Genomic DNA, 23,287 nt, shown 5'->3' on the forward strand with positions numbered 1-23,287 from the left:
CGCCCCTCTCCTCTCTTCGTCTTGACGCTCGGCGGATCGTAGCATAACGTTCGTTTAGTTAACGACCGTTTACCAATAGAGCGATCCCACCATGACTACAGCCACAGAGAACAAGAAAGTCGTTTTGGTCGTCGGAGCCGGCGATGCCACAGGCGGTGCAATTGCCAAGCGTTTTGCCCGGGAAGGTTTTGTCGCCTGTGTCACCCGACGCAGCGCGGACAAGTTGCAACCCCTGGTGGAGGCCATCCAGCAATCGGGAGGCGAAGCCCATGGGTTCGCCTGCGACGCTCGAAAAGAGGAAGAAGTGATTGCCTTGATCGAACAGATCGAGCGCGAGATCGGTCCGATCGAAGCCCTGGTGTTCAATATCGGCGCCAACGTGCCCTGCAGCATCCTTGAAGAAACAGCGCGCAAGTACTTCAAGATCTGGGAGATGGCCTGCTTCTCAGGTTTCCTCAATGCGCGAGAAGTGGCCAAGCGCATGGTCACTCGCAAACGCGGGACCATCCTGTTCACTGGCGCCACCGCGGGCTTGCGCGGCGCTGCGGGGTTTGCCGCCTTTGCCGGAGCCAAGCATGGCATTCGCGCACTGGCGCAAAGCATGGCCCGGGAGCTGGGGCCGTTGAATATCCACGTTGCTCATGTGGTGGTCGATGGCGCCATCGACACGGACTTCATCCGCAACAGTTTCCCGGAAAAGTATGCGCTCAAGGATGAGGACGGCATCCTCAACCCCGAACACATCGCCGACAACTACTGGTATCTGCACAGCCAGCCCCGGGATGCCTGGACCTTCGAACTGGATCTGCGGCCCTGGAACGAACGCTGGTAAACCCTGCGCCACAACAACAAAAAGGGAGCATCACCGATGAGCAAAACCGTCGAGTTCTTTTTCGACCTGGGCAGTCCGACCTCTTACCTGGCCTACACCCAATTGCCAAAGATCTGTGCCCAGACAGGCAGCCAGCTGATTTATCAACCCATGTTGCTCGGTGGCGTGTTCAAGGTCACGGGCAATGCCTCCCCGATCAGCATCCCCGCCAAAGGACGCTACATGCTTCAGGACCTGGCGCGTTATGCCAAACGTTATGAGGTACCACTGGCATTCAACCCGCACTTCCCGATCAACACCCTGCTGCTGATGCGCGCGGTGACCGGCATGCAACTGCGACATCCACAGCGTTTTGTTGCCTTTATCGACTGTCTGTTTCGCGCACTCTGGGTCGAGAAGCGCAACCTGAACGATCAGGCCGCCGTTGCGGCAGTACTCAGTGAGGGGGGATTCGATCCGCAAGAGGTGCTGGCCCTGACCAACGATGAAGAGGTCAAGAACGCCCTCAAGGACAAGACCGAACAAGCCTTGCAGCGCGGCGTTTTTGGCGCGCCGAGCATGTTCGTCGATAACCAGTTGTTCTTCGGCCAGGATCGTCTGGACTTTGTCCTCGAAGCCCTGAGCTAAGTCAAAGCTTCGGTAAGACAAACAACGCAATTCGCGCTGCCGGCCCAAAGCCGGCAGCGCGATTCACGTTCAGAGAGTTGCGGTACGGGTATTCAGCCATTCCAGCGCCGCGCCCTGCAGCAGCGGACTCAGGCGCCGACGCACTTCAGCGTGGTAGGCGTTGAGCCACTCACGCTCGTCCTGGGTCAGCAGCGAAGGTTCCAGGCAGCGGCTGTCGATCGGGCACAAGGTCAGGGTTTCGAACTTGAGGAACTCGCCGAATTCGCTAGTGCCTGCCTCAAGGTTCATCACCAGGTTTTCGATGCGCACGCCCCAACGGCCCGGACGATAAGTACCCGGCTCGATCGAGGTGATCATCCCTGGCTGCATCGCGGTTTGCGGTGCTGGCGCCGCCTGATAGGCGATCACTTGCGGGCCTTCGTGGACATTGAGGAAATACCCCACGCCATGACCGGTGCCGTGCCCGTAATCCACGCCTTCGGCCCAGATCGGCGCGCGGGCGATGGCGTCCAGCAACGGCGACAGGATGCCCCGCGGGAATTGCGCCCGGGACAAGGCGATCACGCCCTTGAGCACCCGCGTGCAATCGCGCTTCTGCTCGGCGCTCGGGGTACCGACCGGGACCATGCGGGTGATGTCCGTGGTACCGCCCAGGTATTGGCCGCCGGAATCGATCAGCAGCAGGCCATCGCCTTCGATCACCGCATGCTCTTCTTCGGTGGCGTGGTAATGCGGCATCGCGCCATTGGCGTTGAACGCGGCGATGGTGTTGAAGCTCAGGGATACGTAACCGGGGCGACGGGTGCGCGCCGCGGTCAGGTGCTCGTCGATGGTCAGCTCAGTAATGCGTTCACGGCCCCAGGCCGACTCCAGCCAGGCGAAGAATTCGCAGAGCGCCGCACCGTCCTGCTCCATGGCCTGGCGGATATGCTCGGCATCAGCCAGGCTTTTACGGGACTTGGCCAAGGTCGTCGGATTCAGGCCTTCCAGCAGCGTCACACCATCCCCAAGGTTATCCAGCAAACCGGCGGTAACCCGCGCCGGATCCACCAGCAGGCTGGCGCCATCGGAAATCGCACTCAGGGCCGCGGCCACTTCGCTGTAGTCACGCAGGGCGATGCCGTCCTGTTCCAGCACGGCACGCAAGGCATCATCGACTTTGCTCAGCGCCACGAACAGCGTCGCCTGCTGTTGGCTGATCAGGGCGAAAGAGACGAACACCGGGTTGAACGAGACGTCACCGCCGCGCAGGTTGAACAGCCAGGCGATGTCGTCGAGGGTGGCGATGAAATGCCAGTCCGCGCCTCGCTCTTTCAGGGTTTCGCGCAGCTTGCCGAGCTTCTCGACCCGGTCGACCGTGGCCTGGGGCGGCAAATGCTGGTAGATCGGCTGGTCCGGCAGGCTCGGGCGGTCGCTCCAGACTTCGTTCAGCAGATCGATATCGGTGCGCAGGCGAGCACCGCGCTCCTGCAGCTTGTTGCCCAGGGTACGCGCCGAAGCCAGCGCCATCACCGCGCCGTCGACCGCGACCACGCCCCCTTCCGGGGTCTGCTCGGCCAGCCAGTCCAACGGGCCGGGCTGGCCCGGCAACAGTTTGACCAACTCGATGCCGCTGCCCTTGAGTTCCTTGGTCGCCTGCTCCCAATAACGGCTATCGGCCCAGACCCCGGCGAAATCCGCCGTCACGATCAGGGTGCCGACCGAACCGTGAAAACCCGACAGCCACTGCCGGCCTTGCCAGTAACCGGGCAGGTACTCCGACAGGTGCGGGTCGGCCGACGGCACCAGCAGGGCATGAATGCCCTCGCGGTTCATCAGCTCGCGGGTGCGCGCCAGGCGCTGGGGGACCACTCCATTGGTCAAGGGCTGCGTACTCATTGTGTCTCCTGCTACCAGGTCAATCATTGTTATTGGATACCGAGGGCATCGACCCTCAGGGTTGGGCAACCGCCCAGAACGCCGGTGCACTGGCGGATGAAGCCTTGATCAGCTGGACGGCCTGATCGATGTCCTGCTCGGTGGTGAAACGCCCCAGGCTCAGGCGGATGGTCCGCCCCGCCGCCCGGGCGTCGAGCCCCAGCGCCAGCAACACATGGGACGGCGCATTGCTCGCCGAGTTGCAGGCCGAGGTCGCGGAAAACGCGATGGAGGCACTCAGGGCCGCCGGGTTGAACGCCCCTTCACCGAAGGTGAGGCTCAAGGTGTGGGGAATGCGCTGGGCCGGGCTGCCGTTCAGGCGCAGCCCCGGCACGTCGGCCAATTGTTCGAGCAGACGCTCGCGCAGACGGGCGATGGTCGCCGCTTCTTCGTCAAAATGTTCGGCGGCCAGGGCAAAGGCGGCGCCCATGGCGGCAATCTGATGGGTCGCGAGCGTCCCGGAGCGCAAGCCGCCTTCATGGCCGCCGCCGTGGATCTGCGCCTGCAAGCGCTGCTGCGCGCGCGGGCCGACGTAGAGCGCGCCGATGCCCTTGGGGCCGTAAATCTTGTGGGCGGAAAAGGACATCAGGTCCACCGGCCACTGCGCCAGGTCAATCGCCACCTTGCCCGCGCCCTGGGCCGCGTCGACATGCAGCAGCGCCCCGCGCTCGCGGACCACACGGCCAATGCCCGGGATGTCGTTGAGCGTGCCCAGTTCGTTATTGACCAGCATCAGCGACACCAGGAAGGTGTCGTCGCGCAGGGCCTCGCTGACCGCCTCGGGCGTGATCAGCCCGTCGCTGTCCGGCACCAGGTAAGTCACCGCCACGCCGGCAGCCTGCAACTGGCTGGCGGTGTCGAGAATGGCCTTGTGCTCGATCTGGCTGGTGATGATGTGCCCGCCGGAGATGCCCCGGGCCTGGGCCACGCCCTTGAGCGCCAGGTTGTTGGATTCGGTGGCGCCGGAGGTCCAGACGATCTGCTCGGGCGCCGCGCCCACCAGTTGGGCGACCTGCTGGCGCGCCAGCTCGACGCTGCGCCGGGCCTGTTGGCCGAAGGCGTGGGAACTGGACGCCGGATTGCCGAAGTTACCGTTGAACCCCAGACATTCCACCATCACCTGAATGACTCGCTCGTCCACCGGCGTGGTGGCGGCGTAGTCGAAATAGAGAGGACGTTTATTCATCGCAAAATACCCGCAGAGCCTGTTCCAGGATCAAGGTTCGCTCGGTGCCGAACGCTGATACGCGCCCTTTCGGCAACGCAAAAATGGCAGACCGTCAGCAATACCCGATCGGATGCAGTTAAAGAAGGACAACTTCATTTAAAAGTGCGTAGGAACGCTCCCGAGGGGCAGCTTAACAGGCTCCGGGAGCCGGGTTAAGCGAGGTTCGGCCAGGGGGCCGAAGAACAAGGCGCAAGGCGGGGAAAATCATCACAGGATTTTGCCGATGCTCACCGGCAGTCCGTCAGCCTGCGCAGGCAAGGCCGTGGCAGATCGACAAATCAGCTGGCCCGGCCATGCAGGGTCACGCTGTGCTCGGCGTTCATTTCGCCCTGCCGGTCGAAACCGAAGGTCCGTTGCGGGGCAAGCAGCTCGACCTTCTTCTGTTGGTATTCGTCAAAGGACAGCCCGCGCCGGTTCAGGGCTTCCAGCGCCAGTTCGCGGGTTTCCTCGGCGGTATAGGGACGCGACTCCGGGCCAGGCTGGCTGGCACAACCGGCCAGCACCGCAGTGGCGACAAGCAAGGAAAAGACAAGCGAACGGTTCATGGCAAAGCTCCTGGATCTGGGCTGCAAGGCAATGGACACAGGCTACCGTCGCCCTTCCCGGGGCAGAAATCATCACGCTCGATAGTGGCTATCGATTCCCCCTATCGCAGCCCATCGCAGGCGCACATATTCCTAAAAGACCTATAAATATGGAAATAAAGTATTTTTTAGGAATATCAGTAAGCCTTTATAACAGGTCCATCGCGCCGCCTGCTGTTGCCTGAGCAACTGTTCGCCAGGCAACAGCCAATCAACAAAACAGTGTCTTCCCAACAACAGCCTGCTCCTGCAACAGCGCCACAAGCCCCGCCACTCAAGGCTTTGCGGCGCTGGTACAGCTCTTGCTCAAGCCCTGGGACTACTCACTGCTCGTTGAGCCCTGTTCAACAAAGGAACTGATCATGTCGCGTCCATTAAAAGTCGTTGCCCTGTCCGGTGGAACCTGGCGCCCCTCGCGCACCCTGGTGCTGACCCAGGCGCTGCTCGCCGAACTGGCGGGGCAATTGCCGATCGAGAGCACGCTCATCGAACTGGGCGACATCGCCCGCCCCCTGGGCGCGGCCCTGTCCCGCCAGGAGCTGGCGGCGGAAGTCGAAGCGCAGTTGCAAGCCATCGAAAGCGCCGACCTGCTGATCGTCGCAGCGCCCGTGTACCGCGGTTCCTACCCGGGCCTGCTCAAGCACCTGTTCGACCTGATCGACCTCAACGCGCTGATCGACACCCCGGTGCTGCTGGCCGCCACCGGTGGCAGCGAGCGTCATGCCCTGGTGCTGGATCACCAGCTGCGGCCGCTGTTCAGTTTCTTCCAGGCCCTGACCCTGCCCATAGGGGTCTATGCCACCGAGGCCGACTTCGCCAACTACCAGATCACCAGCGAGCCCTTGAAGGCCCGCATTCGCCTTGCGGCAGAACGCGCCGCGCCGCTGTTCGGCGTGCATCCGAAAAATCTGCTGAAAATCGCTTAAGGACCTGTCATGGATGTTTTCTGGTTTCTTCCGACTCACGGCGACGGCCATTACCTGGGCACCACCCAGGGCGCGCGTCCGGTCACCCTCAACTACCTCAAGCAAGTGGCCCAGGCCGCGGACAGCCTGGGCTATCACGGCGTACTGATCCCCACCGGGCGTTCGTGCGAAGACTCCTGGGTGATCGCCTCGGCGCTGGTGCCCCTGACCGAACGCCTGCGCTACCTGGTGGCGATCCGCCCGGGGATCATCTCGCCGACCGTCTCGGCGCGCATGGCCGCGACCCTCGACCGGCTGTCCAACGGGCGCCTGCTGATCAACGTGGTGACCGGCGGCGACCCTGACGAGAACCGTGGCGACGGCAGCTTCCTCAGCCACAGCGAACGCTATGAAGTCACCGACGAATTCCTGAGGATCTGGCGCCGGGTGCTGCAAGGCGAAGCCGTGGACTTCGAAGGCAAGCATCTGCATGTGCAGAACGCCAAGGCCCTGTACCCGCCGGTGCAGAAACCTTACCCGCCGCTGTATTTCGGCGGGTCCTCGGACGCCGCCCATGACCTCGCCGCCGAACAGGTGGACGTCTACCTGACCTGGGGCGAACCACCGGCCGCGGTCGCCGAGAAACTCGCCGACGTGCGCGAACGGGCCGCCCGCCACGGCCGCACGGTGAAGTTCGGTATCCGCCTGCATGTGATCGTGCGCGAAACCGCGGAAGAGGCCTGGAAGGCCGCGGACAAGCTGATCGAACACATCAGCGACGACACCATCGCCGCCGCGCAGCAATCCTTCTCGCGCTTCGACTCCGAGGGCCAGCGGCGCATGGCCGCCTTGCACGACGGGCGGCGCGACAACCTGGAAATTGCCCCCAACCTCTGGGCCGGCGTCGGCCTGGTGCGTGGCGGCGCCGGCACCGCGCTGGTGGGCAACCCCGAACAGGTGGCGGCGCGGATCAGGGAATACGCGGACCTGGGGATCGAGAGCTTCATTTTCTCCGGCTACCCGCACCTGGAAGAAGCCTACCGCTTTGCCGAGCTGGTGTTCCCGCTGCTGCCGGAGCCCTACGCCAGCCTGGCCGGACGTGGCGTGACCAACCTCACCGGGCCGTTTGGCGAAATGATTGCCAATGACGTGCTGCCGAGCAAAAAAGCGGCTGGAGGCTAACCAGCATGGCGACCCCATGCCATGGGTCGCCTGCCGGAACGCTATCGCGGGCAAGAACTGGGCGTCCCCCCCTGCTCCTACAGAAACCACCTGCACCCTGTAGGAGCGAGCTTGCTCGCGATCGAGCGCCCCGCGCTCGCCTCACAGCCCCACCGATTTCACGGCCGCGCAACCGGCCCCAAACGAGGAACACCGCGTGACTGCCAAGCCGCAAAGCGCCTTGTTGTCCCCCTTGCAGACCGCCCGCCAGCTGGCGGCCGAGTTTGCCCTGACCGCCGTCGAACGCGACGAACGCGGCGGTACCCCGAAAGCCCAGCGCGACGCCCTGCGCCAGAGCGGCCTGCTGGCCCTGAGCATTCCCACCCAGTACGGCGGCCTCGGCGCCAGCTGGAGCGAGACCCTGAACATCGTCCGCGAGTTCGCCAAGGTCGACAGCTCCATCGCCCACGTCTTCGGCTTCCACCACCTGATGCTGGCCACCGTGCGCCTGTTCGCCCGCCCGGAACAATGGCAACCCTGGTTCGAACAGACCGCGCGCAAGAACTGGTTCTGGGGCAACGCCCTCAACCCGCTGGACACCCGTACCGTGGTGAAGAACCTCGGCGGCTGGCGCGAGTTCTCCGGCAAGAAGAGCTTCTGCTCCGGCGCCAGCGATTCGGAAATGCTCATCGCCTCGGCGGTCGACGAAAGCAACGGCGGCAAGCTGCTGATCGCCGCCATCCCCAGCGGCCGCAGCGGCATCACCCTGCACAACGACTGGAACAACATGGGCCAGCGCCAGACCGATAGCGGCAGCGCCAGCTTCGAGCGGGTGCGGGTCGAGGAATCGGAACTGCTGCTGGACCCGGGCCCCTTGAGCACGCCCTTCGCCTGTCTGCGCCCACTGATCGCCCAGTTGACCTTCACCCACATGTTCCTCGGCATCGCCGAAGGGGCTTTTGAAGAAGCTCGCCAATACACCCTCACCGAAACCCGGCCCTGGCATAAGTCCAGCGCGCAGGAGGCCTATCAGGACCCTTATGTGCTGGGTCATTACGGTGATTTCTGGGTGGCCCTGGAAGGCATGCGCCTGTTGGTGGAGCGCGCCGCGGAGCTGCTGGACAAGGCCTGGGCCAAGGGGCCGAACCTGAGCGCCGAAGAACGCGGCCACCTGGCCACGGCCATCGCCACCGCCAAGGTCGCCACCACGCGCCAGGGCCTGGAGCTGTGCAGCCGCCTGTTCGAGGTCACCGGCGCCCGCTCCACCCACGCCTCCCTGCGCCTGGACCGGCATTGGCGCAACCTGCGCACGCAAACCCTGCACGACCCGGTGGATTACAAACTCCATGAGTTGGGTGACTGGGCCCTGAACCAGTCCCTGCCGACCCCGACTTTCTATTCCTAGCCTTCTGCTCCCGGAGCTTGTCCATGCAGCTTTTGACCCTACCGCCCTCGCCGGCCCTGGCCACCTCGATCCGGGCCACCGCCCAGGTGTTCGAAGACCCGAAATCCCAGGCCTTGCTGGCGCATCTGCAGCAGGTCGCGCCGAGCGAGGCCAGCGTGTTGATCATCGGCGAAACCGGTACCGGCAAGGAGCTGGTGGCGCGCCATATCCACAACCTCAGCGCCCGGCGCAACCGGCCCTTCGTGGCGGTGAACTGTGGCGCGTTCTCCGAGTCACTGGTGGAGGCCGAGCTGTTCGGCCATGAAAAAGGCGCCTTCACCGGGGCCCTGAGCGCCAAGGCCGGCTGGTTCGAAGAGGCCAATGGCGGGACCCTGTTCCTCGACGAAATCGGCGACCTGCCGATGGCGATCCAGGTGAAGTTGCTGCGGGTGCTGCAGGAACGCGAAGTGGTGCGCCTGGGTTCGCGCAAAAGCATTCCCATCGATGTGCGGGTGCTGGCGGCGACCAACGTGCAACTGGAGAAAGCCATCAACGCCGGGCATTTTCGCGAGGACCTGTACTACCGCCTCGACGTCGTCAGCCTGGAACTGAGCCCACTGCGCGAGCGCCCCGGCGACATCCTGCCGCTGACCCGGCACTTTATCGAAGCCTACAGCCAGCGCCTGGGCTACGGCGCCGTGACCATCAACAGCGAGGCCGAGCACAAGCTGCGCAGCTACAGCTGGCCGGGCAATATCCGCGAACTGGAAAACGTCATCCACCACACCCTGCTGATCTGCCGCGACGGAGTGATCGAGCGCGACGACCTGCGCCTGTCGAACATGCGCATCGAACGCCAGGACGACAGCCACCACAGCCACGACGACTCAGCCGAAGCCCTGTTGGAGCGGGCCTTTCACAAACTCTTCGAAGAGCAGGCCGGCGCCCTGCATGAAAAGGTCGAGGACGCGCTGCTGCGCGCGGCCTACCGCTTCAGCCATTACAACCAGGTGCACACCGCCAACCTGCTGGGCCTGAGCCGCAACGTCACCCGCACCCGGCTGATCAAGATCGGCGAACTGGCGGTGAACAAGCGCCGCCCGCCGGAAAAACCCGGCCAGCACGAGCGCACCCTGCAACTGTCGATCTAGCTGGCCAGACGGCAGTGCAACGCGTTGTCCGGGCTGCGCTCGATGCTGCGCACCACCTGGAACGAGCCAAAGGTCACGGTCTTGGCCTGATAGGCACGCAGCAGTTGCCAGAAGTCCTGTTCGCCCTTCTCGAAACTCTGGAAGGCCGCCTCGCCGGCTTCCCGGGTTTGCCATTGCAGGTAGTTGAGCACCCGCCGGCCGTCCTCGCTGGCCTGCACGCTGCCACTCAGGAAACCCGGGTAGCCCTGGGCCAGGCGTTCGGTCTGCTCGGACAGCGCCGACACCAGGCCGGATTGTTGATGGGGTTCGGTTTCGAATTCGATCAATTGCGTAAAGCTGCGGTTTTGCGCAAACGCGTGCATGGCAAGTCCCCACTGACGGATAAACGGAATCTTGTGATTCGAAGTTCCGCAGGGTAAAACCTCCAGTTAAGTAAAGGTCAAGCGACTTTTGCTCATTCCCCACCCGCAGGAGCGCTGCATGCCCAGCCCCGAAACCGTGCACAAGGAACTCACCGTCGGCCAAGTGGCCGCCCGCAGTGGCGTAGCGGTCACCGCCCTGCACTTCTATGAAACCAAGGGGCTGATCAAGAGCAACCGCAACGCCGGCAACCAGCGCCGTTATCCGCGGGAAGTGCTGCGCCGGGTGGCGCTGATCAAGGTGGCGCAGCGCCTGGGCATTCCCCTGGCCGAGATCGGCCAGGCCCTGCGCAGCCTACCGGACCACCGCGCACCGACGGCCGCCGACTGGAGGCGGCTGTCCGAGCAGTGGAGCCAGGAGCTGGATGAGCGGATCAAGCAACTGACCCTGCTGCGCGACCGCCTCAACGGCTGCATCGGCTGCGGCTGCCTGTCGATGCAAGACTGCCCGCTGCGCAACCAGGGCGATCAGTTGGGCGAACGCGGCCCGGGCGCGCGATTGCTGGAAACCGATTGAGCGGGCGGCCCATCGGTTTCCCCAGCCAGACCGCAGCCTGTGGCAGCGGCTGCACCTCTTCTCCTGATCGCTGGCTCACTGTTGCCAGGCGAACACCTCGTCAGCTCAAGCCAGGCAGTGGACTGCCCGGGCCTATAGTGAACCGACCGGAAAACCGGCCAGGTTCACTTCGACAAACCCATGACAAGAAAGGAGAACCGAGATGAGCGTCAAACCCATCCCCGAGGGTTACCCCAGCATCACGCCCTACCTGGGGATTACGCAGGCTGCCGAGGCTATCGAGTTCTACAAGAATGCCTTCGGCGCCATCCAGGTCATGCGCCTGGACATGCCCGACGGCAGCGTCGGCCATGCCGAGCTGCGCATCGGCGACTGCCCGATCATGCTGGGAACGCCCTGCGATCAGGGGCCACTGAGCAATCCCGACCAATCACCCGCCGTCGGCCTGCACCTGTACGTCAACGATGTCGACAAACAGTTCGCCCAGGCCATCGCCGCTGGTGGCCAGGTGGTGTCCGAGGTCAAGGACCAGTTCTACGGCGACCGCAGCGGCACCCTCAAAGACCCGTTCGGCCACCTGTGGTTTCTCGCCACCCGCAAGGAAGACCTGAGCGAAGAGCAGATCAAGCAGCGGGCCATGGAGATGTTTAAACAGCAGGGATAAGCCCTGTGCCTGAAAACCGTTGATCGCGGGCAAGCCTCGCGCCTACAGACGCGCGTGCTTCTGTAGGAGCGAGCGGGCGGCGATCCGACTTGCCCGCGATAGCCTCCCCCGGACCGTCCCCCTGCCATTGGTCGCGCGGAAACATTTACTTTCATATCGTCTTTCGGGATTTACGATTCTCATTCGTCTTAATTAGATGCAGCAGGTCGCGTTGGCGAAGGTTACGCCGCGGGTTTCTCTCCGAGCTTACCAGCCGCCCGCGGCTCCACTCCTCGAATCAAGACGCGTGCTCAATGTCGAAGAAGTCCCGCTCGAAAATCTGGTTTCTCGTTCACAGCTGGCTGGCCCTGCCCATCTGGTTCTTTGTGCTGATCGTTTGCGTCACCGGCACCCTGGCCGTGGTCAGCCAGGAAATCGTCTGGCTGGCCAACCCCGACATCCGCGCCAGCAAACCCACAGGCGACGCCCAACCGCTGAGCTACGACCAGATCGTCAAAGCCATCAAGCAGGCCGAACCGCAGACCCTGGTCGAAAGCATCAGCACCCCCGACGAAGCGCATTTTGCCCTGACCGTGGGCGTCAGCTACCCCGATGGCCGTTCCGTCGAGGTCTATGTCAACCCGTACACCGGCGTCATCCAGGGCGTCAGCCCGCAATTCAACTTCCAAGCCTTCACCCGCGCCCTGCACGGCTGGTGGCTGGTGCCTTTCACCAACGGCTACAGCTGGGGCTGGTACCTGGTATCGCTGCTCGGCCTGCCGATGCTGGCCTCGCTGGTCACCGGCCTGGTGGTCTACAAGAAGTTCTGGAAGGGTTTCCTCAAGCCGACCCTGCGCCTGCGCCATGGCGCGCGGATTTTCTGGGGCGACTTCCATCGCCTGAGCGGCATCTGGTCGATCTGGTTCATCGCGGTGATCTCCATCACCGGCACCTGGTTCCTGATCCAGGCGATTCTTGGCGACAACCAGATCACCCTTTCCAGCGAACCCATAGTTCCGGTGATCGCTCGCGAAAGCGTGCCGACCTCCGCCGACGGCAGCCCGGCGCCGATGATCGGCGTCGATGAAGCCATCCGCATCGCCACCCAGCAGATCCCGGGGTTCGAGGTCAGCTTCGTCATGCTGCCGAGCAATGCCTACAGCCACCTGTTCATTGGCGGCCGCGGCTGGTACCCGCTGATGTACCAGACCGCCAACCTCAACCCTTACAGCGGCTCGGTCGATACCATGCACCTGTTGTCCCATCGCTCGGCCCTGGAGTTCGTCACCGAGTCCATGCGTCCGCTGCACACCGGTGATTTCGGCGGCATCTGGATCAAGCTGATCTGGTGCTTCTTCGGCCTGCTGCTGAGCATGATGGTGCTCAGCGGCCTGCTGATCTGGACCAAGCGCACCGCCCTGGCCACCGCCGCGACCATCAAGCGCAGCCACAAGACACCGCGCCCCACCCTCGCCCAGCGCCCGGTTGCGGCCCTGCACAGCGACACGCCGGAGGGCAACCTGTGAGCAAGACAGACAACCCAATGCCGGTTTCGCCCCTGCGCCAATTCTGGCTGAAATGGCGTTTCCACCTGAACATCCTGCTGTTGCTGGTCCCCCTCGGCTTCATGCCCAAGTACTTCGCCGACGCGGCGCTGGCCCGTGGCGACAGCGGCCTGGGCGAACGCGAGGTGGGCGAGGTGCAGGTCGGGCCCTGGAGCCTGCGTCTGGCCGAACTGCGCAACCAAGCACCGCAACTTCAGGGGCCAGCCGGCTATATGAAGGGCTTCAATGCCGCCCTGTGCGACGCCTGCATCGACCAGGTCAAGGCCACCTACCTGCGCATCGGCAAACCCCGCAGCCTGCGCGCCGCCGGGGTGATCTTCTTCGGCACCCCGTACCGCATGGGGGCCAGCCTGCCCGTTCCGGAAAAGACCAAGGCCGACGCCGAGCTGTGGATAACCATGGAAGGCTGGGACGGCAGCCTGCACCAGGCAGCCATCCCCCTGGGCCAGGCATCCCCGGCCACCCTCGCCTGGCTGAACCAACAAGGAGGCAAACCATGATTGCTGTACCCACCGCCCGCCTGCGCCTGCTCGGTGCCGGCGCACTCCTGCTGGCCAGCGCCCTGTTCAGCGGCGGCGCCCTGGCCCATAACCCGATGTGCGAGTGCAAGCAGATCGACGGCGAGCAGATCCGCTGCACCGGCGGCTTCTCCGACGGCAGCGGCGCCCCGGGAGTGACCCTGGACGTGATCGGCTACGACGAAACCATCCTGGTGCCCGGCAAGCTGGGCGCCGACTCCACCCTGACCTTCAAGAAACCCGACGCCGAGTTCTACGTGCTGTTCGACGCCGGCCCCGGCCACGTGGTCGAGATCGACCAAGCCGACATCGAGGCCCCATGAGCACCTCCACCCACCAAGTTGTGCGCCCGGCCGGCGCCGGCCATGAAACCCTCTACGTCCTGCTGCTGTGCCTGTTGATCCTCAGCGTGGCCGGCACCGTGGTGTTCTGGCGCGGCGAAACCAGCGAAGTAGCCAGCATCGACAGCCAGCAACTGGACGCCCGCCGCGACCTCACCGCCGGCGAACAGGGCCTGTACGCCGACCTGCGGGTGACCCTCGACGAAATCCGCCTGCTGCGCGAAGAAGCCCAGGCCCTGCCGACGCCCGAACAACTGGCCGAGGAAGGTTTCGCGCCCTTTGCCCAGGACGCCAGTTCGGTGAGCCGTGGCGGGCATGCCTGGCAACTGCGGCAACAGGCCTATGTCGGCCTCAGCCAGAACAATCAAGTGGCCGGCTCCTTCCTGATGCGCATCGCCGCCGATCCGGCCGCCGCCCCGGACATCTGGCTCAACCGCGGCCCGTCCCTCGCCGCCCCCGACGACCTCAGCGACGCCGCCCTGGCCAGTGCCGGCTGGCAGCAGGTGGTCGCGCAATTCGATGCCGGAGTGACCCGCCAGCATCGCCACTGAACCCACGCATTCACCCGAGAGAAGACCGCTAGCCCATGCCTATTTCATCTCAACGCCGCCCGCTCCTGCGGGTGCTGCTGGTCAGCCTGTTCGCCCTGTTGCTCAGCCCTCTCGCCACGGCCGACCAGGCCAAGCGCCTGCGTATCGGCATCACCCTGCACCCCTACTACAGCTACGTGGCCAACATCGTCGGCGACAAGGCCGAGGTCGTGCCGCTGATTCCCGCCGGCTTCAACCCCCACGCCTATGAACCGCGCGCCGAAGACATCAAGCGCATCGGCACCCTGGACGTGATCGTGCTCAACGGCGTCGGCCACGACGACTTCGCCGACCGCATGATCGAGGCCAGCGAACGCCCGGACATCCCGGTGATCGAGGCCAACCAGAACGTGCCGCTGCTGGCCGCCACCGGCATCGCCGCGCGCGGCGCCGGCAAAGTGGTCAACCCGCACACCTTCCTGTCCATCAGCGCCTCCATCGCCCAGGTCAACAACATCGCCCGCGAGCTGGGCAAGATGGACCCGGCCAACGCCAAAACCTACACCCAGAACGCCCGCGCCTACGGCAAACGCCTGCGGCAGATGCGCGCCGACGCCCTGGCCAAGCTGACCAAGGCGCCCAACGCCGACCTGCGGGTGGCCACGGTGCACGCCGCCTACGACTACCTGCTGCGCGAGTTCGGCCTGGAAGTCACCGCCGTGGTCGAGCCGGCCCATGGCATCGAGCCCAGCCCGAGCCAGTTGAAAAAGACCATCGACCAGCTGCGTGAACTGGACGTCAAGGTGATCTTCTCCGAGATGGACTTCCCGTCCACCTACGTCGACACCATCCAGCGCGAGTCCGGGGTCAAGCTGTACCCGCTGTCGCACATTTCCTACGGCGACTACAGCGCCGAGAAATACGAGAAGGAAATGGCCGGCAACCTCGACACCGTGGTCCGGGCGATCCAGGAGGCCGGCGCATGACCGCCCTGCACAGCCTGGCCCGCGGCCCGTCCATCGAATTCGACCAGGTCAGCCTGACCCTGGGTCGCACCACCATCCTCGACAACGTCAGCTTCAAGGTGCAACCCGGCACCGTGCATGCGCTGGTCGGCCCCAACGGCGGCGGCAAGAGCTCGCTGATCAAGACCCTGCTCGGGCAGATGCCCCACCAGGGCCAGTTGCGCCTGCAATGGCCGGGCGAGCCGGGGGTGATCGGCTATGTGCCGCAAGCCCTGGAATTCGACCGCGGCCTGCCGATGACCGTCGACGACTTCATGGCCGCCATGTGCCAGCGCCGCCCGGCTTTCCTCGGCCTCAGCCGGCATTACGCCGCGGCCATAGGCGAAGCCCTGGAGCGGGTCGGCATGCAGGACAAACGCAAGCGGCGCATGGGCGCCCTGTCCGGCGGTGAACGCCAGCGGGTGCTGCTGGCCCAGGGGCTGATCCCGGCGCCACAACTGCTGGTGCTGGACGAACCGATGTCGGCCCTCGACGAAGCCGGCATCCAGGTCTTCGAGCGCCTGCTCGGCGACTGGCGCCAGGCCGGGATCACCCTGCTGTGGATCGAGCACGACCTGGAAGCGGTCGGCCGCCTGGCGGACCGGGTCACCGGCCTGCATCGCCGCGTGCTGTTCGACGCCCACCCGCAGCAGGCGCTGACCCCGGAACGCCTGCTGACGCTGTTTTCCACCCACCCGCGCAGCGCGGATATCGTCAGCGGGAGTGTTGCCTGATGAGTTACGAAGCCTTTCGTCTGATGATCCAGGGCTGGGCCTCCTCCGGTTACCTGCCAGAAGCCCTGGCCTATGGGTTTGTGGTCAACGCCCTGCTCGCCGGCTTGCTGATCGGCCCGGTGCTGGGCGGCCTCGGCACCCTGGTAGTGGTCAAGCGCTTCGCGTTCTTCTCCGAAGCGGTGGGCCACGCGGCGCTGACCGGCGTGGCCATCGGCATCCTGCTCGGCGAACCCTACACCGGCCCGTACGGCAGCCTGTTCGGCTACTGCCTGCTGTTCGGCATCCTGCTCAACTACCTGCGCAACCGCACCGGCCTGGCGCCGGACACCCTGATCGGCGTGTTCCTGTCGGTGTCCCTGGCCCTGGGCGCCAGCCTGCTGCTGATCCTCGCCGGCAAGATCAACGTGCACATCCTGGAAAACGTGCTGTTCGGTTCGGTGCTCACGGTCAACGGCAACGATCTGCTGGTGCTGCTGATCGTCGGTGCCCTGGTGGTGGGTCTGAGCCTGCCGCTGTACAACCGCATCATGCTGGCCAGCTTCAACCCGCAACTGGCGGCGGTGCGCGGTGTCGCGGTGAAAACCCTGGACTACCTGTTCGTGATCCTGGTGACCCTGATCACCGTGGCCGCGGTGAAAGTCATAGGCGCGATCCTGGTCGGCGCCCTGCTGGTGATCCCGGCGGCGGCCGCGCGCCTGCTGAGCCAGTCGCTCAAGGGCTTTTTCTGGATCTCGGTGCTGATCGCCACGGTCAGCACCCTGTGCGGCATCCTGCTGCCGATCCTCTTCGACCTGCCCGTCCCCTCCGGCGCCGCGATCATCCTGGTGGCCGGTGTCGCCTTCGCCCTGGCCGCCGTTGCCCGCGGCATTGTCCCCAGCCTCAAAGGGAATATCGGATAAATGCACAGTTCATTACGTCACCTGACACGCCCCCTGACTTTGGCCCTGGCCCTCGGCGGGCTGAGCAGCGCGCCGGCCCTGGCCCAGCCGGACCGTTTCGAACCGATGCGCGTCACCGCCAACCAGAGCCTGGGCACCACGGCGCTGCACAGCGCCAGCTCACCCAAGCCGCTCACCGTGCTGGCCTCGCTGCCGGTGACCTTCGGCCTCGGCCAGTGGCTGCTGCAAGGCACCGATGTGCGACTCGAACGCGCCGCCCCCGACAACCTGCCGGGCTCGCGCCAGACCGCCTACTTCACCGGCCGCGGCGCCCCGGCGCTGCACAAGCTGGCCCTCGACGCCGATGCGGTGATCGGCCTGCGCTCGATCTGGCCGGACGACCCGCTGTACCCCAATGCGCGGCGCAGCAATATCCGCATCGTCGAAGTCGATGCCGCGCGCCCGGTGGACGGCGCCCTGCCCGGGGTCGCCCTGCAGCCCGGCAAGAGCGACGGCCTGAACAGCCAGCCGTGGCTGTCGAGCAATAACCTGGGGCGCATGGCCGATGTGCTGGCCGCCGACCTGGTGCGCCTGGCCCCCGCCGCCAAGCCGAAGATCGACGCCAACCTGGCCAGCCTCAAGCAACGCCTGCTCAAGCTCAGCGCCGATAGCGAGGGGCAACTGGCCAATGCCGACAACCTCAGCGTGCTCAGCCTCAGCGACCACTTCGGTTACCTGGTCAGCGGGCTCAACCTGGAGCTGCTGGAGGTCGACGCCCGCGCCGACAACGAGTGGACGCCCGAAGCCCTGCAGCAACTGCAAACCCGGCTCAAGGACAACGACGTGGCCATCGTCCTGCATCACCGCCAGCCGTCCGACGCGATCAAGGCCGCCATCAGCGCCGCCGGCAGCCAGTTGCTGGTGCTGCAAACCGACAGCGCCGACCCGCTGGCGGAGCTGGAGAACAGCATCGGCCAGATCACCAGTGCCCTCGCCCCGAAAACCTGACCCGCCACTCCCTCTGTAGGAGCGAGCTTGCTCGCGATGAACGTCAACGATGACGCGTATTGCCTGAGTGGACGCGTTGTTCTTGCATTTATCGCGAGCAAGCTCGCTCCTACAGGAGAAATGGCGCGGCTTACAAATTCCCCCAAGAATCGCCCGCCTCGGCGGTGCTAGCCTGCTGCTCCCATTGAACGGACAGGAAGCCCGCCATGAGTGACTACCTCAAGCTCAACCAGGCCAACTGGGACGAGCGCGCACCGCTGCACGCGGCCTCGCCGGACTACCAGGCGCAAATGTTTGTCGACGACCCGCGGCACCTGTCCGAGGTGGTGCGTTTCGACCTGCCACTGCTGGGGGATATCAGCGGCCTGCGCGGTGTGCATCTGCAATGCCATATCGGCACCGACACCCTGTCGCTGGCCCGCCTCGGCGCGCGGATGACCGGGCTGGACTTCTCCCCCGCGTCCCTGGCCGAAGCCCGCAGCCTGGCGGCGCGCACCGGGAGCGCCATCGAGTTCGTCGAGTCCGACGTCTACAAGGCCTGCGAGGTGCTGCCCAAAGGCGCGTTCGATCTGGTCTACACCGGTATCGGCGCTCTGTGCTGGCTGCCCAGCGTCGACACCTGGGCGCGTAATGTCAGCCAATTGCTCAAGCCCGGCGGCCGGCTGTTTATCCGCGAAGGCCACCCGATGCTCTGGGCCCTGGACGAAAGCCGCGAGGATGCGCTGGTGGTCGACCTGCCCTACTTCGAGCGCAGCGAACCGCTGGTGTGGGACGACGACAGCACCTACGTCAGTACCGACCGACCGCTCAAGGCCACGGTGACCCATGCGTGGAACCACGGCCTGGGGGAAATCGTCAGCGCGCTGCTCAAGCACGGCCTGGACATCAGCGGCCTGGTGGAACACCAGAGCATCCCCTGGGAAGCCCTTCCCGGGCAGATGCGCTGTGACGAACAAGGCGAATGGCACCTGCAACACGCCCCTTGGCGCCTGCCATTGAGCTACACCTTGCAGGCCGTCAAACGCCTGGGCTGACGCCCACAAAAAAGCCCCGCTTCTCTCACGAGGGCGGGGCTTTTTGCTAACGGCACCTGATCAAACTACCTGTAGGAGCGAGCTGGCTCGCGATAGCGTTATCCGCCTCGACATCGGCGTTGGCTGGTGGGTCGCTATCGCGAGCAAGCTCGCTCCTACCCAGGTACGTAGCCGCTGCCGCAGGCTGCGATCGACCGGAACGGTCGTCAGCGATCTTAAGAGCGCCGAAGCCCTGGCGGGCTTATCGCAGCCTGCGGCAGCGGCTACAGGTCAACGTCAGTACGCGGTAATCAGTTGGCCGCCGCCTGGGCGTCCATCTTCTGCCGCAGGCTCAGCGGACGCATGTCGGTCCACACCTCTTCGATGTAGGCCAGGCACTCCTTCTTGAAGCCGCTCTTGCCCACGGTGCGCCAGCCCTGTGGCACAGCCTTGTAGTCCGGCCAGATCGAATACTGCTCCTCATGGTTGACCACTACCTGGAAGAGGATGTCCTCGCGGTCGAATACTGAAGTCATTACGTGTCTCCATCGCTATAAGGCTCGCTGCGCTGAACGCGCAGCGGTTGTGAATAAGGAACGTTCAAGGCCCGTGGAAAATTAGAGGCTGGCGACCGCCGCCGCCAACGCGCGGCTGAAAATATCCGCCACCTGGTCGATTTGCGCCGCGGTGATCACCAGGGGCGGCAGGAAACGCACCACGCTGCCATGGCGCCCACCCATTTCCAGGATCAACCCGCGCTTGAGGCATTCACGCTGCACCAGCGGCGCCAGGCGGCTGAACTGCGGCGGATGGCCCAAGGCGTCTTTCTCGCCGGCCGGGTCCACCAGCTCGATCCCCAGCATCAGGCCGCGCCCACGAATGTCGCCCATCTGCGGATAGTCGCGCTGCAGGATCCGCAGGTGCTCGCGCAAACGCTCGCCCATGGCGGCGGCATGCTCGGCCACCTGGTGTTCCTTGAGGTAGCGCATCACCGCGGAACCGGTGGCCATGGCCATCTGATTGCCACGGAAGGTGCCGGCATGGGCGCCCGGCAGCCAGGTGTCGAGCCAGTCGCGGTAGACCACCACCGCCATCGGCAGGCTGCCGCCGATGGCCTTGGACAGCACCACCACATCCGGGATGATCCCGGCGTGTTCGAAGGCGAACATCTTGCCGGTACGAGCGAAACCGCTCTGGATCTCATCGACGATCAAGGCCACCCCGGCCTTTTCAGTGATCCGGCGTACGCCGCGCAACCAGTCGAGGTCCGCGGGAATCACCCCACCCTCGCCCTGCACCGCCTCGACGATGATCGCCGCCGGCAGTTGCACTCCGGCTTCCGGATCGCTCAGCAGGTTTTCCAGGTAGCTCAGGTTGGCCTTGACCCCCGCTTCGCCACCCAGGCCGAACGGGCAGCGGTAGTCGTAAGGGAACGGCAGGATCTGCACGCCAGTAGTCAGCAGCGCACCCAGCGGGCGCTTCGGCCCCAGGCTGCCCATCAGGCTCAAGGCGCCCTGGGTCATGCCGTGGTAGGCGCCCTGGAACGACAGCACGGTGCTGCGGCCGGTGGCGGTACGGGTCAGCTTCAATGCCGCTTCCACGGCGTCGGTGCCGGTGGGGCCGCAGAACTGGATTTTCGCCTCGGCGGCCAGGGCCAGCGGCAACAGGCCGAACAGGTCCTGGACGAACTGGTCCTTGACCGGGGTGGTCAGGTCCAGGGTCAGCAGCGGCAGCTCATCGGCCAGCACCTGCTGGATGGCCTCGATCACCACCGGGTGGTTGTGGCCCAGGGCCAGGGTCCCGGCACCGGCCAGGCAGTCGATGAAACGCCGGCCTTCGACGTCCTCGACATGAATCCCGCTCGCCCGCTTGAGCGCCAGCGGGATCCGCCGCGGATAGCTGCGGGCATTGGATTCCTGCTGGTTCTGCCGGGCCAGCAACGGCGATTCGGTGAACTGGTAAAGCGTCTCGGCAGGCGCGGGACTGGTCCGCGCGGGCTGATCGTCGACAAGGCTGGTAGCAACTGACATCTCTCGAATCCTCACGCTGATGAGTTGAGCGAAACCGCACACCACACAGGTACGCAGCCGGTTCAGCGCGCACTCGCAGGTTTTCCTGTTCTGGAAACGCATCAGCGACGAGAGGATTTACACCCCGGAGAGGTTTATTGCGTATCAACCATAAAGGTTGTGGCGAACATGAGAATGCCATCGCGGGCAAGCCTCGCTCCTACAGATATCACTTCTGTAGGAGCGAGCTTGCTCGCGATAGGCCCTCAGGCCGCTTGCAGCGGCATGGTCAGCTCGACCCGCAAGCCATCGGGCCGGCTGTCGAAATGCAGCACGCAACCGCAGCGCTGGACAATCGCCTGGACGATGGCCAGACCCAGGCCGCAACCGGTGCTCTGGCCATTGCGCCAGAAGCGCTGGGTCAGGTGCTGCAAGTCGTCCTCGGGAATGCCGTCACCGTGGTCGCGCACCTGGAAACGCACGCGATTGCCGATGGTTTCCAGGTTCAGCTCCACCGGTGCATCGCTCGGGGTGTGGCGCAGGGCGTTGTCCAGCAGGTTGCGCAGCGCAGCGATGGCCAGCACCGAGGGCATTTCCAGCGGCGCCGCCGACACCCGCTCGTCGATGTGCAACCTGACCCGCTGCCGGGCGCCGCTGGCGGCGTCCTGGATCGCGGTTTTCGCCACCTGTTCGGCACTGCACTGCACGCCGTCCTCGAACGACAGGCTGCCTTCGACCCGCGCCAGCAACAGCAGCTGCTCCAGGGTCCGGTGCAAGCGGTCGGCGCCTTCTTCGGCGCGCGCCAGGGATTGATCGCGGGCCGCGCCGTCGGTCATCCGCGCCACTTGCAGGTGAGTCTTGATCGCCGTCAGCGGGCTGCGCAATTCGTGGGCGGCGTCACCGGTCAAGCGGCGCTCGCGTTCGAGGGTCTTGCCGATGCGCTGGAACAGTTGGTTCTGGGTTTCCAGCAATGGCCGCAGCTCGCTGGGCAGCGGCTGGATCTGCAACGGCTCCAGGGAGTCGGCGCTGCGGCGCATCAGGGCATCGCGCATGCGGTTCAGCGGCGCCAGGCCCTGGCCGATCCCCAGCCACAACAACCACAGGCAACCGAGCAAGGCCACGCCGACCGGCACCGAGGCGGCCAGCAGCACCGACATGTTCAGCGCTTCACGCTCGACCTGGCGATCGGCGGTGGTGATACGCAGGTCGCCCCGGGCCAGGGTGAAACTGCGCCAGCGCACACCGTCGATCATCTGGTCGTGAAAGCCCATGCGCTCGGCTTCGAGCTTTTCGTCGGGATGGTTATGGCTGCGGGCGAGGATCTCGCCGCGCAGGGAGCTGACCTGGCAGGCCATGCCCCCGGGAATGTTCAGCTGTTCGGCGCTGAAATGGGTGCCCTCGCCCTTGCTCGGCAAGGCCGGCAATTGTTCCAGCAGGCCGGCGACCATGCGCGCCGACGCCACCAGGCGCTGGTCGAGGGAAAACATCATCTGGTTGCGCAGGTCACTGAACATCCAGGCCGCGGCCAGCGCCCAGATCAGCACGAAGGCCGCGCCGATGGTCAGGCTCAGGCGCAAACGCAGGCTCATCACTTACGACTCCTCCCCGCCATCCGCCGGCCCCAGGCGATAGCCCAGGCCGCGCACGGTCTCGACGATGCCGTTGCCGAGTTTGCGCCGCAGGTGGTGGATATGCACGTTGAGGGCGTTGCTTTCCAGTTCGTCGTTGAAACCGTAGACGCTGTCCTTGAGCTGCTCGCTGGACAGCACCCGGCCGCGGTTGTGCAGCAGCGCCTGGAGCAGCGCCTGCTCGCGTCGCGACAGGTCCACCGGCTGGCCGCCGAGCTGGGTTTCGCGGGTGCTTGGGTCGTAGGTCAGGCGGCCGTGCTCGATCAGGTTGACGCTGCGCCCCGCCACCCGGCGCAACAGGGTATGCAGGCGCGCCGCCAGTTCCCGCAGGTCGAAGGGCTTGAGCAGGTAATCGTCGGCGCCGGCCTGCAGGCCGTCGACCCGGTCGGTGACCGAGTCCCGCGCGGTGAGGATCAGCACGGGGATTTCCAGGCCGTTGTGGCGCAGTTGCTTGAGCAGTTTCAGGCCGTCTTCGTCGGGCAGGCCGAGGTCGAGCACCATCACGTCGAATTCCGCCACGCCGAGCATGGCCCGCGCCGCCGAGGCGGTGGCCACGTGCTCGACCGTCAGGCCCTGGGCCGTGAGGCCGGCCACGATCCCGCTGGCAATCAGCTCATCATCTTCACAGACAAGTACGTGCATGGTGGAACCTGTAGAAAAGGGGTGCATTAAATCGAGCGCCGATTAAGCC

General features: G+C 65.0%; 25 protein-coding genes. 17 read left to right on the forward strand and 8 right to left on the reverse strand.

The genetic code is table 11. The features are described from left to right. Window positions 1-91 precede the first annotated feature (91 nt). Window positions 92-832 (forward strand): SDR family oxidoreductase, encoded by a 741-nt coding sequence (locus PMI20_RS23855; protein WP_007930403.1) that lies wholly within the window; start codon window positions 92-94, stop codon window positions 830-832. 36 nt (window positions 833-868) lie between these two features. Continuing rightward, the gene (locus PMI20_RS23860) at window positions 869-1,459 is read left to right on the forward strand and encodes a 2-hydroxychromene-2-carboxylate isomerase (protein WP_007930404.1); all 591 of its coding nucleotides are present in this window, start codon (window positions 869-871) and stop codon (window positions 1,457-1,459) included. Between the two features lie 69 nt (window positions 1,460-1,528). Here PMI20_RS23860 and PMI20_RS23865 read toward each other — a convergent pair whose 3' ends face one another. The 3 genes from PMI20_RS23865 to PMI20_RS23875 all read right to left on the reverse strand — a co-directional run bounded on the left by PMI20_RS23865 (window position 1,529) and on the right by PMI20_RS23875 (window position 5,149). Next, a complete protein-coding gene (locus PMI20_RS23865; RefSeq protein WP_007930406.1) occupies window positions 1,529-3,337 on the reverse strand; it encodes an aminopeptidase P family protein in 1,809 nt (602 codons plus the stop codon). 55 nt (window positions 3,338-3,392) lie between these two features. Next, window positions 3,393-4,562 (reverse strand): cysteine desulfurase family protein, encoded by a 1,170-nt coding sequence (locus PMI20_RS23870; RefSeq protein ID WP_007930408.1) that lies wholly within the window; start codon window positions 4,560-4,562, stop codon window positions 3,393-3,395. Between the two features lie 320 nt (window positions 4,563-4,882). Beyond that, window positions 4,883-5,149 carry a hypothetical protein gene (locus PMI20_RS23875; RefSeq protein WP_007930409.1) on the reverse strand — a complete coding sequence of 89 codons (267 nt, stop codon included), beginning with the start codon at window positions 5,147-5,149 and terminating at the stop codon, window positions 4,883-4,885. Window positions 5,150-5,550: 401 nt separating this feature from the next. Here PMI20_RS23875 and msuE point away from each other — a divergent pair, with 401 nt between their 5' ends. The 4 genes from msuE to PMI20_RS23895 all read left to right on the forward strand — a co-directional run bounded on the left by msuE (window position 5,551) and on the right by PMI20_RS23895 (window position 9,789). Next, window positions 5,551-6,114 carry an FMN reductase gene (gene msuE / locus PMI20_RS23880; RefSeq protein WP_007930411.1) on the forward strand — a complete coding sequence of 188 codons (564 nt, stop codon included), beginning with the start codon at window positions 5,551-5,553 and terminating at the stop codon, window positions 6,112-6,114. A 9-nt stretch (window positions 6,115-6,123) separates the two neighbouring features. Further along, window positions 6,124-7,275: an FMNH2-dependent alkanesulfonate monooxygenase gene (gene ssuD, locus PMI20_RS23885; protein WP_007930412.1), complete on the forward strand. Its 1,152-nt coding sequence runs from the start codon at window positions 6,124-6,126 to the stop codon at window positions 7,273-7,275. A 196-nt stretch (window positions 7,276-7,471) separates the two neighbouring features. Continuing rightward, window positions 7,472-8,659 (forward strand): acyl-CoA dehydrogenase family protein, encoded by a 1,188-nt coding sequence (locus tag PMI20_RS23890; protein ID WP_007930413.1) that lies wholly within the window; start codon window positions 7,472-7,474, stop codon window positions 8,657-8,659. Between the two features lie 23 nt (window positions 8,660-8,682). Next, complete coding sequence (locus tag PMI20_RS23895) at window positions 8,683-9,789, forward strand: sigma-54 interaction domain-containing protein (RefSeq protein ID WP_007930414.1); 1,107 nt, start codon at window positions 8,683-8,685, stop codon at window positions 9,787-9,789. On the opposite strand, the gene PMI20_RS23900 is transcribed toward PMI20_RS23895, so the two are convergent. Further along, a complete protein-coding gene (locus PMI20_RS23900) occupies window positions 9,786-10,151 on the reverse strand; it encodes an antibiotic biosynthesis monooxygenase (protein WP_007930415.1) in 366 nt (121 codons plus the stop codon). The two genes, PMI20_RS23895 and PMI20_RS23900, sit on opposite strands and share 4 nt — an antisense overlap. A gap of 118 nt (window positions 10,152-10,269) precedes the next feature. Between PMI20_RS23900 and soxR the strand changes: the two genes are divergently transcribed. From soxR to PMI20_RS23955, 11 genes are all read left to right on the forward strand, one after another. Then, a complete protein-coding gene (gene soxR, locus PMI20_RS23905; RefSeq protein WP_007930416.1) occupies window positions 10,270-10,725 on the forward strand; it encodes a redox-sensitive transcriptional activator SoxR in 456 nt (151 codons plus the stop codon). A 202-nt stretch (window positions 10,726-10,927) separates the two neighbouring features. Continuing rightward, complete coding sequence (locus PMI20_RS23910; protein WP_007930417.1) at window positions 10,928-11,389, forward strand: VOC family protein; 462 nt, start codon at window positions 10,928-10,930, stop codon at window positions 11,387-11,389. 293 nt (window positions 11,390-11,682) lie between these two features. Beyond that, window positions 11,683-12,894 carry a PepSY-associated TM helix domain-containing protein gene (locus PMI20_RS23915; protein WP_007930418.1) on the forward strand — a complete coding sequence of 404 codons (1,212 nt, stop codon included), beginning with the start codon at window positions 11,683-11,685 and terminating at the stop codon, window positions 12,892-12,894. 17 nt (window positions 12,895-12,911) lie between these two features. Continuing rightward, window positions 12,912-13,433: a PA2404 family protein gene (locus PMI20_RS23920; protein WP_009044891.1), complete on the forward strand. Its 522-nt coding sequence runs from the start codon at window positions 12,912-12,914 to the stop codon at window positions 13,431-13,433. Beyond that, complete coding sequence (locus tag PMI20_RS23925) at window positions 13,430-13,774, forward strand: hypothetical protein (RefSeq protein WP_007930420.1); 345 nt, start codon at window positions 13,430-13,432, stop codon at window positions 13,772-13,774. Before PMI20_RS23920 ends, PMI20_RS23925 begins: the two co-directional genes overlap by 4 nt. Further along, window positions 13,771-14,343 carry a DUF6162 family protein gene (locus PMI20_RS23930; protein ID WP_007930422.1) on the forward strand — a complete coding sequence of 191 codons (573 nt, stop codon included), beginning with the start codon at window positions 13,771-13,773 and terminating at the stop codon, window positions 14,341-14,343. The genes PMI20_RS23925 and PMI20_RS23930 overlap by 4 nt, the downstream gene beginning before the upstream one ends. 35 nt (window positions 14,344-14,378) lie before the next feature. Continuing rightward, window positions 14,379-15,308, forward strand: a complete 930-nt coding sequence (locus tag PMI20_RS23935) for a metal ABC transporter substrate-binding protein (RefSeq protein ID WP_007930423.1) — start codon at window positions 14,379-14,381, stop codon at window positions 15,306-15,308. Next, window positions 15,305-16,060, forward strand: a complete 756-nt coding sequence (locus PMI20_RS23940; RefSeq protein WP_007930424.1) for a metal ABC transporter ATP-binding protein — start codon at window positions 15,305-15,307, stop codon at window positions 16,058-16,060. Before PMI20_RS23935 ends, PMI20_RS23940 begins: the two co-directional genes overlap by 4 nt. Further along, entirely contained in the window at window positions 16,060-16,959 is a 900-nt protein-coding gene (locus PMI20_RS23945) for a metal ABC transporter permease (protein WP_007930425.1), read from the forward strand. The genes PMI20_RS23940 and PMI20_RS23945 overlap by 1 nt, the downstream gene beginning before the upstream one ends. Next, a complete protein-coding gene (locus PMI20_RS23950; protein ID WP_007930426.1) occupies window positions 16,960-17,946 on the forward strand; it encodes a metal ABC transporter solute-binding protein, Zn/Mn family in 987 nt (328 codons plus the stop codon). A 206-nt stretch (window positions 17,947-18,152) separates the two neighbouring features. Then, complete coding sequence (locus PMI20_RS23955) at window positions 18,153-18,980, forward strand: class I SAM-dependent methyltransferase (RefSeq protein WP_007930427.1); 828 nt, start codon at window positions 18,153-18,155, stop codon at window positions 18,978-18,980. A 290-nt stretch (window positions 18,981-19,270) separates the two neighbouring features. Here the strand turns inward: PMI20_RS23955 and PMI20_RS23960 are convergent, their stop codons facing one another. The 4 genes from PMI20_RS23960 to PMI20_RS23975 form a co-directional block, all read right to left on the reverse strand. Further along, the gene (locus tag PMI20_RS23960; RefSeq protein ID WP_007923760.1) at window positions 19,271-19,495 is read right to left on the reverse strand and encodes an MbtH family protein; all 225 of its coding nucleotides are present in this window, start codon (window positions 19,493-19,495) and stop codon (window positions 19,271-19,273) included. Window positions 19,496-19,576: 81 nt separating this feature from the next. Beyond that, a complete protein-coding gene (locus PMI20_RS23965; protein ID WP_284169518.1) occupies window positions 19,577-20,989 on the reverse strand; it encodes an aspartate aminotransferase family protein in 1,413 nt (470 codons plus the stop codon). 245 nt (window positions 20,990-21,234) lie between these two features. Then, entirely contained in the window at window positions 21,235-22,557 is a 1,323-nt protein-coding gene (locus tag PMI20_RS23970; protein WP_007922870.1) for an ATP-binding protein, read from the reverse strand. A 3-nt stretch (window positions 22,558-22,560) separates the two neighbouring features. Then, a complete protein-coding gene (locus tag PMI20_RS23975; protein WP_007922871.1) occupies window positions 22,561-23,238 on the reverse strand; it encodes a response regulator in 678 nt (225 codons plus the stop codon). Window positions 23,239-23,287 lie beyond the last annotated feature (49 nt).

The sequence above is a fragment of the Pseudomonas sp. GM17 genome (assembly GCF_000282175.2).
Lineage (GTDB): Bacteria > Pseudomonadota > Gammaproteobacteria > Pseudomonadales > Pseudomonadaceae > Aquipseudomonas > Aquipseudomonas chlororaphis.

Coding starts and splice junctions, on each gene's coding strand:
- PMI20_RS23955 (WP_007930427.1), top strand. CDS start 18,153: ATGAGTGACTACCTCAAGCTCAACCAGGCCAACTGGGACGAGCGCGCA.
- PMI20_RS23930 (WP_007930422.1), top strand. CDS start 13,771: ATGAGCACCTCCACCCACCAAGTTGTGCGCCCGGCCGGCGCCGGCCAT.
- PMI20_RS23865 (WP_007930406.1), bottom strand. CDS start 3,337: ATGAGTACGCAGCCCTTGACCAATGGAGTGGTCCCCCAGCGCCTGGCG.
- PMI20_RS23970 (WP_007922870.1), bottom strand. CDS start 22,557: ATGAGCCTGCGTTTGCGCCTGAGCCTGACCATCGGCGCGGCCTTCGTG.
- PMI20_RS23950 (WP_007930426.1), top strand. CDS start 16,960: ATGCACAGTTCATTACGTCACCTGACACGCCCCCTGACTTTGGCCCTG.
- PMI20_RS23915 (WP_007930418.1), top strand. CDS start 11,683: ATGTCGAAGAAGTCCCGCTCGAAAATCTGGTTTCTCGTTCACAGCTGG.
- PMI20_RS23860 (WP_007930404.1), top strand. CDS start 869: ATGAGCAAAACCGTCGAGTTCTTTTTCGACCTGGGCAGTCCGACCTCT.
- PMI20_RS23910 (WP_007930417.1), top strand. CDS start 10,928: ATGAGCGTCAAACCCATCCCCGAGGGTTACCCCAGCATCACGCCCTAC.
- PMI20_RS23960 (WP_007923760.1), bottom strand. CDS start 19,495: ATGACTTCAGTATTCGACCGCGAGGACATCCTCTTCCAGGTAGTGGTC.
- PMI20_RS23965 (WP_284169518.1), bottom strand. CDS start 20,989: ATGTCAGTTGCTACCAGCCTTGTCGACGATCAGCCCGCGCGGACCAGT.
- PMI20_RS23935 (WP_007930423.1), top strand. CDS start 14,379: ATGCCTATTTCATCTCAACGCCGCCCGCTCCTGCGGGTGCTGCTGGTC.
- PMI20_RS23945 (WP_007930425.1), top strand. CDS start 16,060: ATGAGTTACGAAGCCTTTCGTCTGATGATCCAGGGCTGGGCCTCCTCC.
- msuE (WP_007930411.1), top strand. CDS start 5,551: ATGTCGCGTCCATTAAAAGTCGTTGCCCTGTCCGGTGGAACCTGGCGC.
- PMI20_RS23895 (WP_007930414.1), top strand. CDS start 8,683: ATGCAGCTTTTGACCCTACCGCCCTCGCCGGCCCTGGCCACCTCGATC.
- PMI20_RS23925 (WP_007930420.1), top strand. CDS start 13,430: ATGATTGCTGTACCCACCGCCCGCCTGCGCCTGCTCGGTGCCGGCGCA.
- PMI20_RS23975 (WP_007922871.1), bottom strand. CDS start 23,238: ATGCACGTACTTGTCTGTGAAGATGATGAGCTGATTGCCAGCGGGATC.
- PMI20_RS23940 (WP_007930424.1), top strand. CDS start 15,305: ATGACCGCCCTGCACAGCCTGGCCCGCGGCCCGTCCATCGAATTCGAC.
- PMI20_RS23875 (WP_007930409.1), bottom strand. CDS start 5,149: ATGAACCGTTCGCTTGTCTTTTCCTTGCTTGTCGCCACTGCGGTGCTG.
- PMI20_RS23920 (WP_009044891.1), top strand. CDS start 12,912: ATGCCGGTTTCGCCCCTGCGCCAATTCTGGCTGAAATGGCGTTTCCAC.
- PMI20_RS23855 (WP_007930403.1), top strand. CDS start 92: ATGACTACAGCCACAGAGAACAAGAAAGTCGTTTTGGTCGTCGGAGCC.
- ssuD (WP_007930412.1), top strand. CDS start 6,124: ATGGATGTTTTCTGGTTTCTTCCGACTCACGGCGACGGCCATTACCTG.
- PMI20_RS23870 (WP_007930408.1), bottom strand. CDS start 4,562: ATGAATAAACGTCCTCTCTATTTCGACTACGCCGCCACCACGCCGGTG.
- PMI20_RS23900 (WP_007930415.1), bottom strand. CDS start 10,151: ATGCACGCGTTTGCGCAAAACCGCAGCTTTACGCAATTGATCGAATTC.
- soxR (WP_007930416.1), top strand. CDS start 10,270: ATGCCCAGCCCCGAAACCGTGCACAAGGAACTCACCGTCGGCCAAGTG.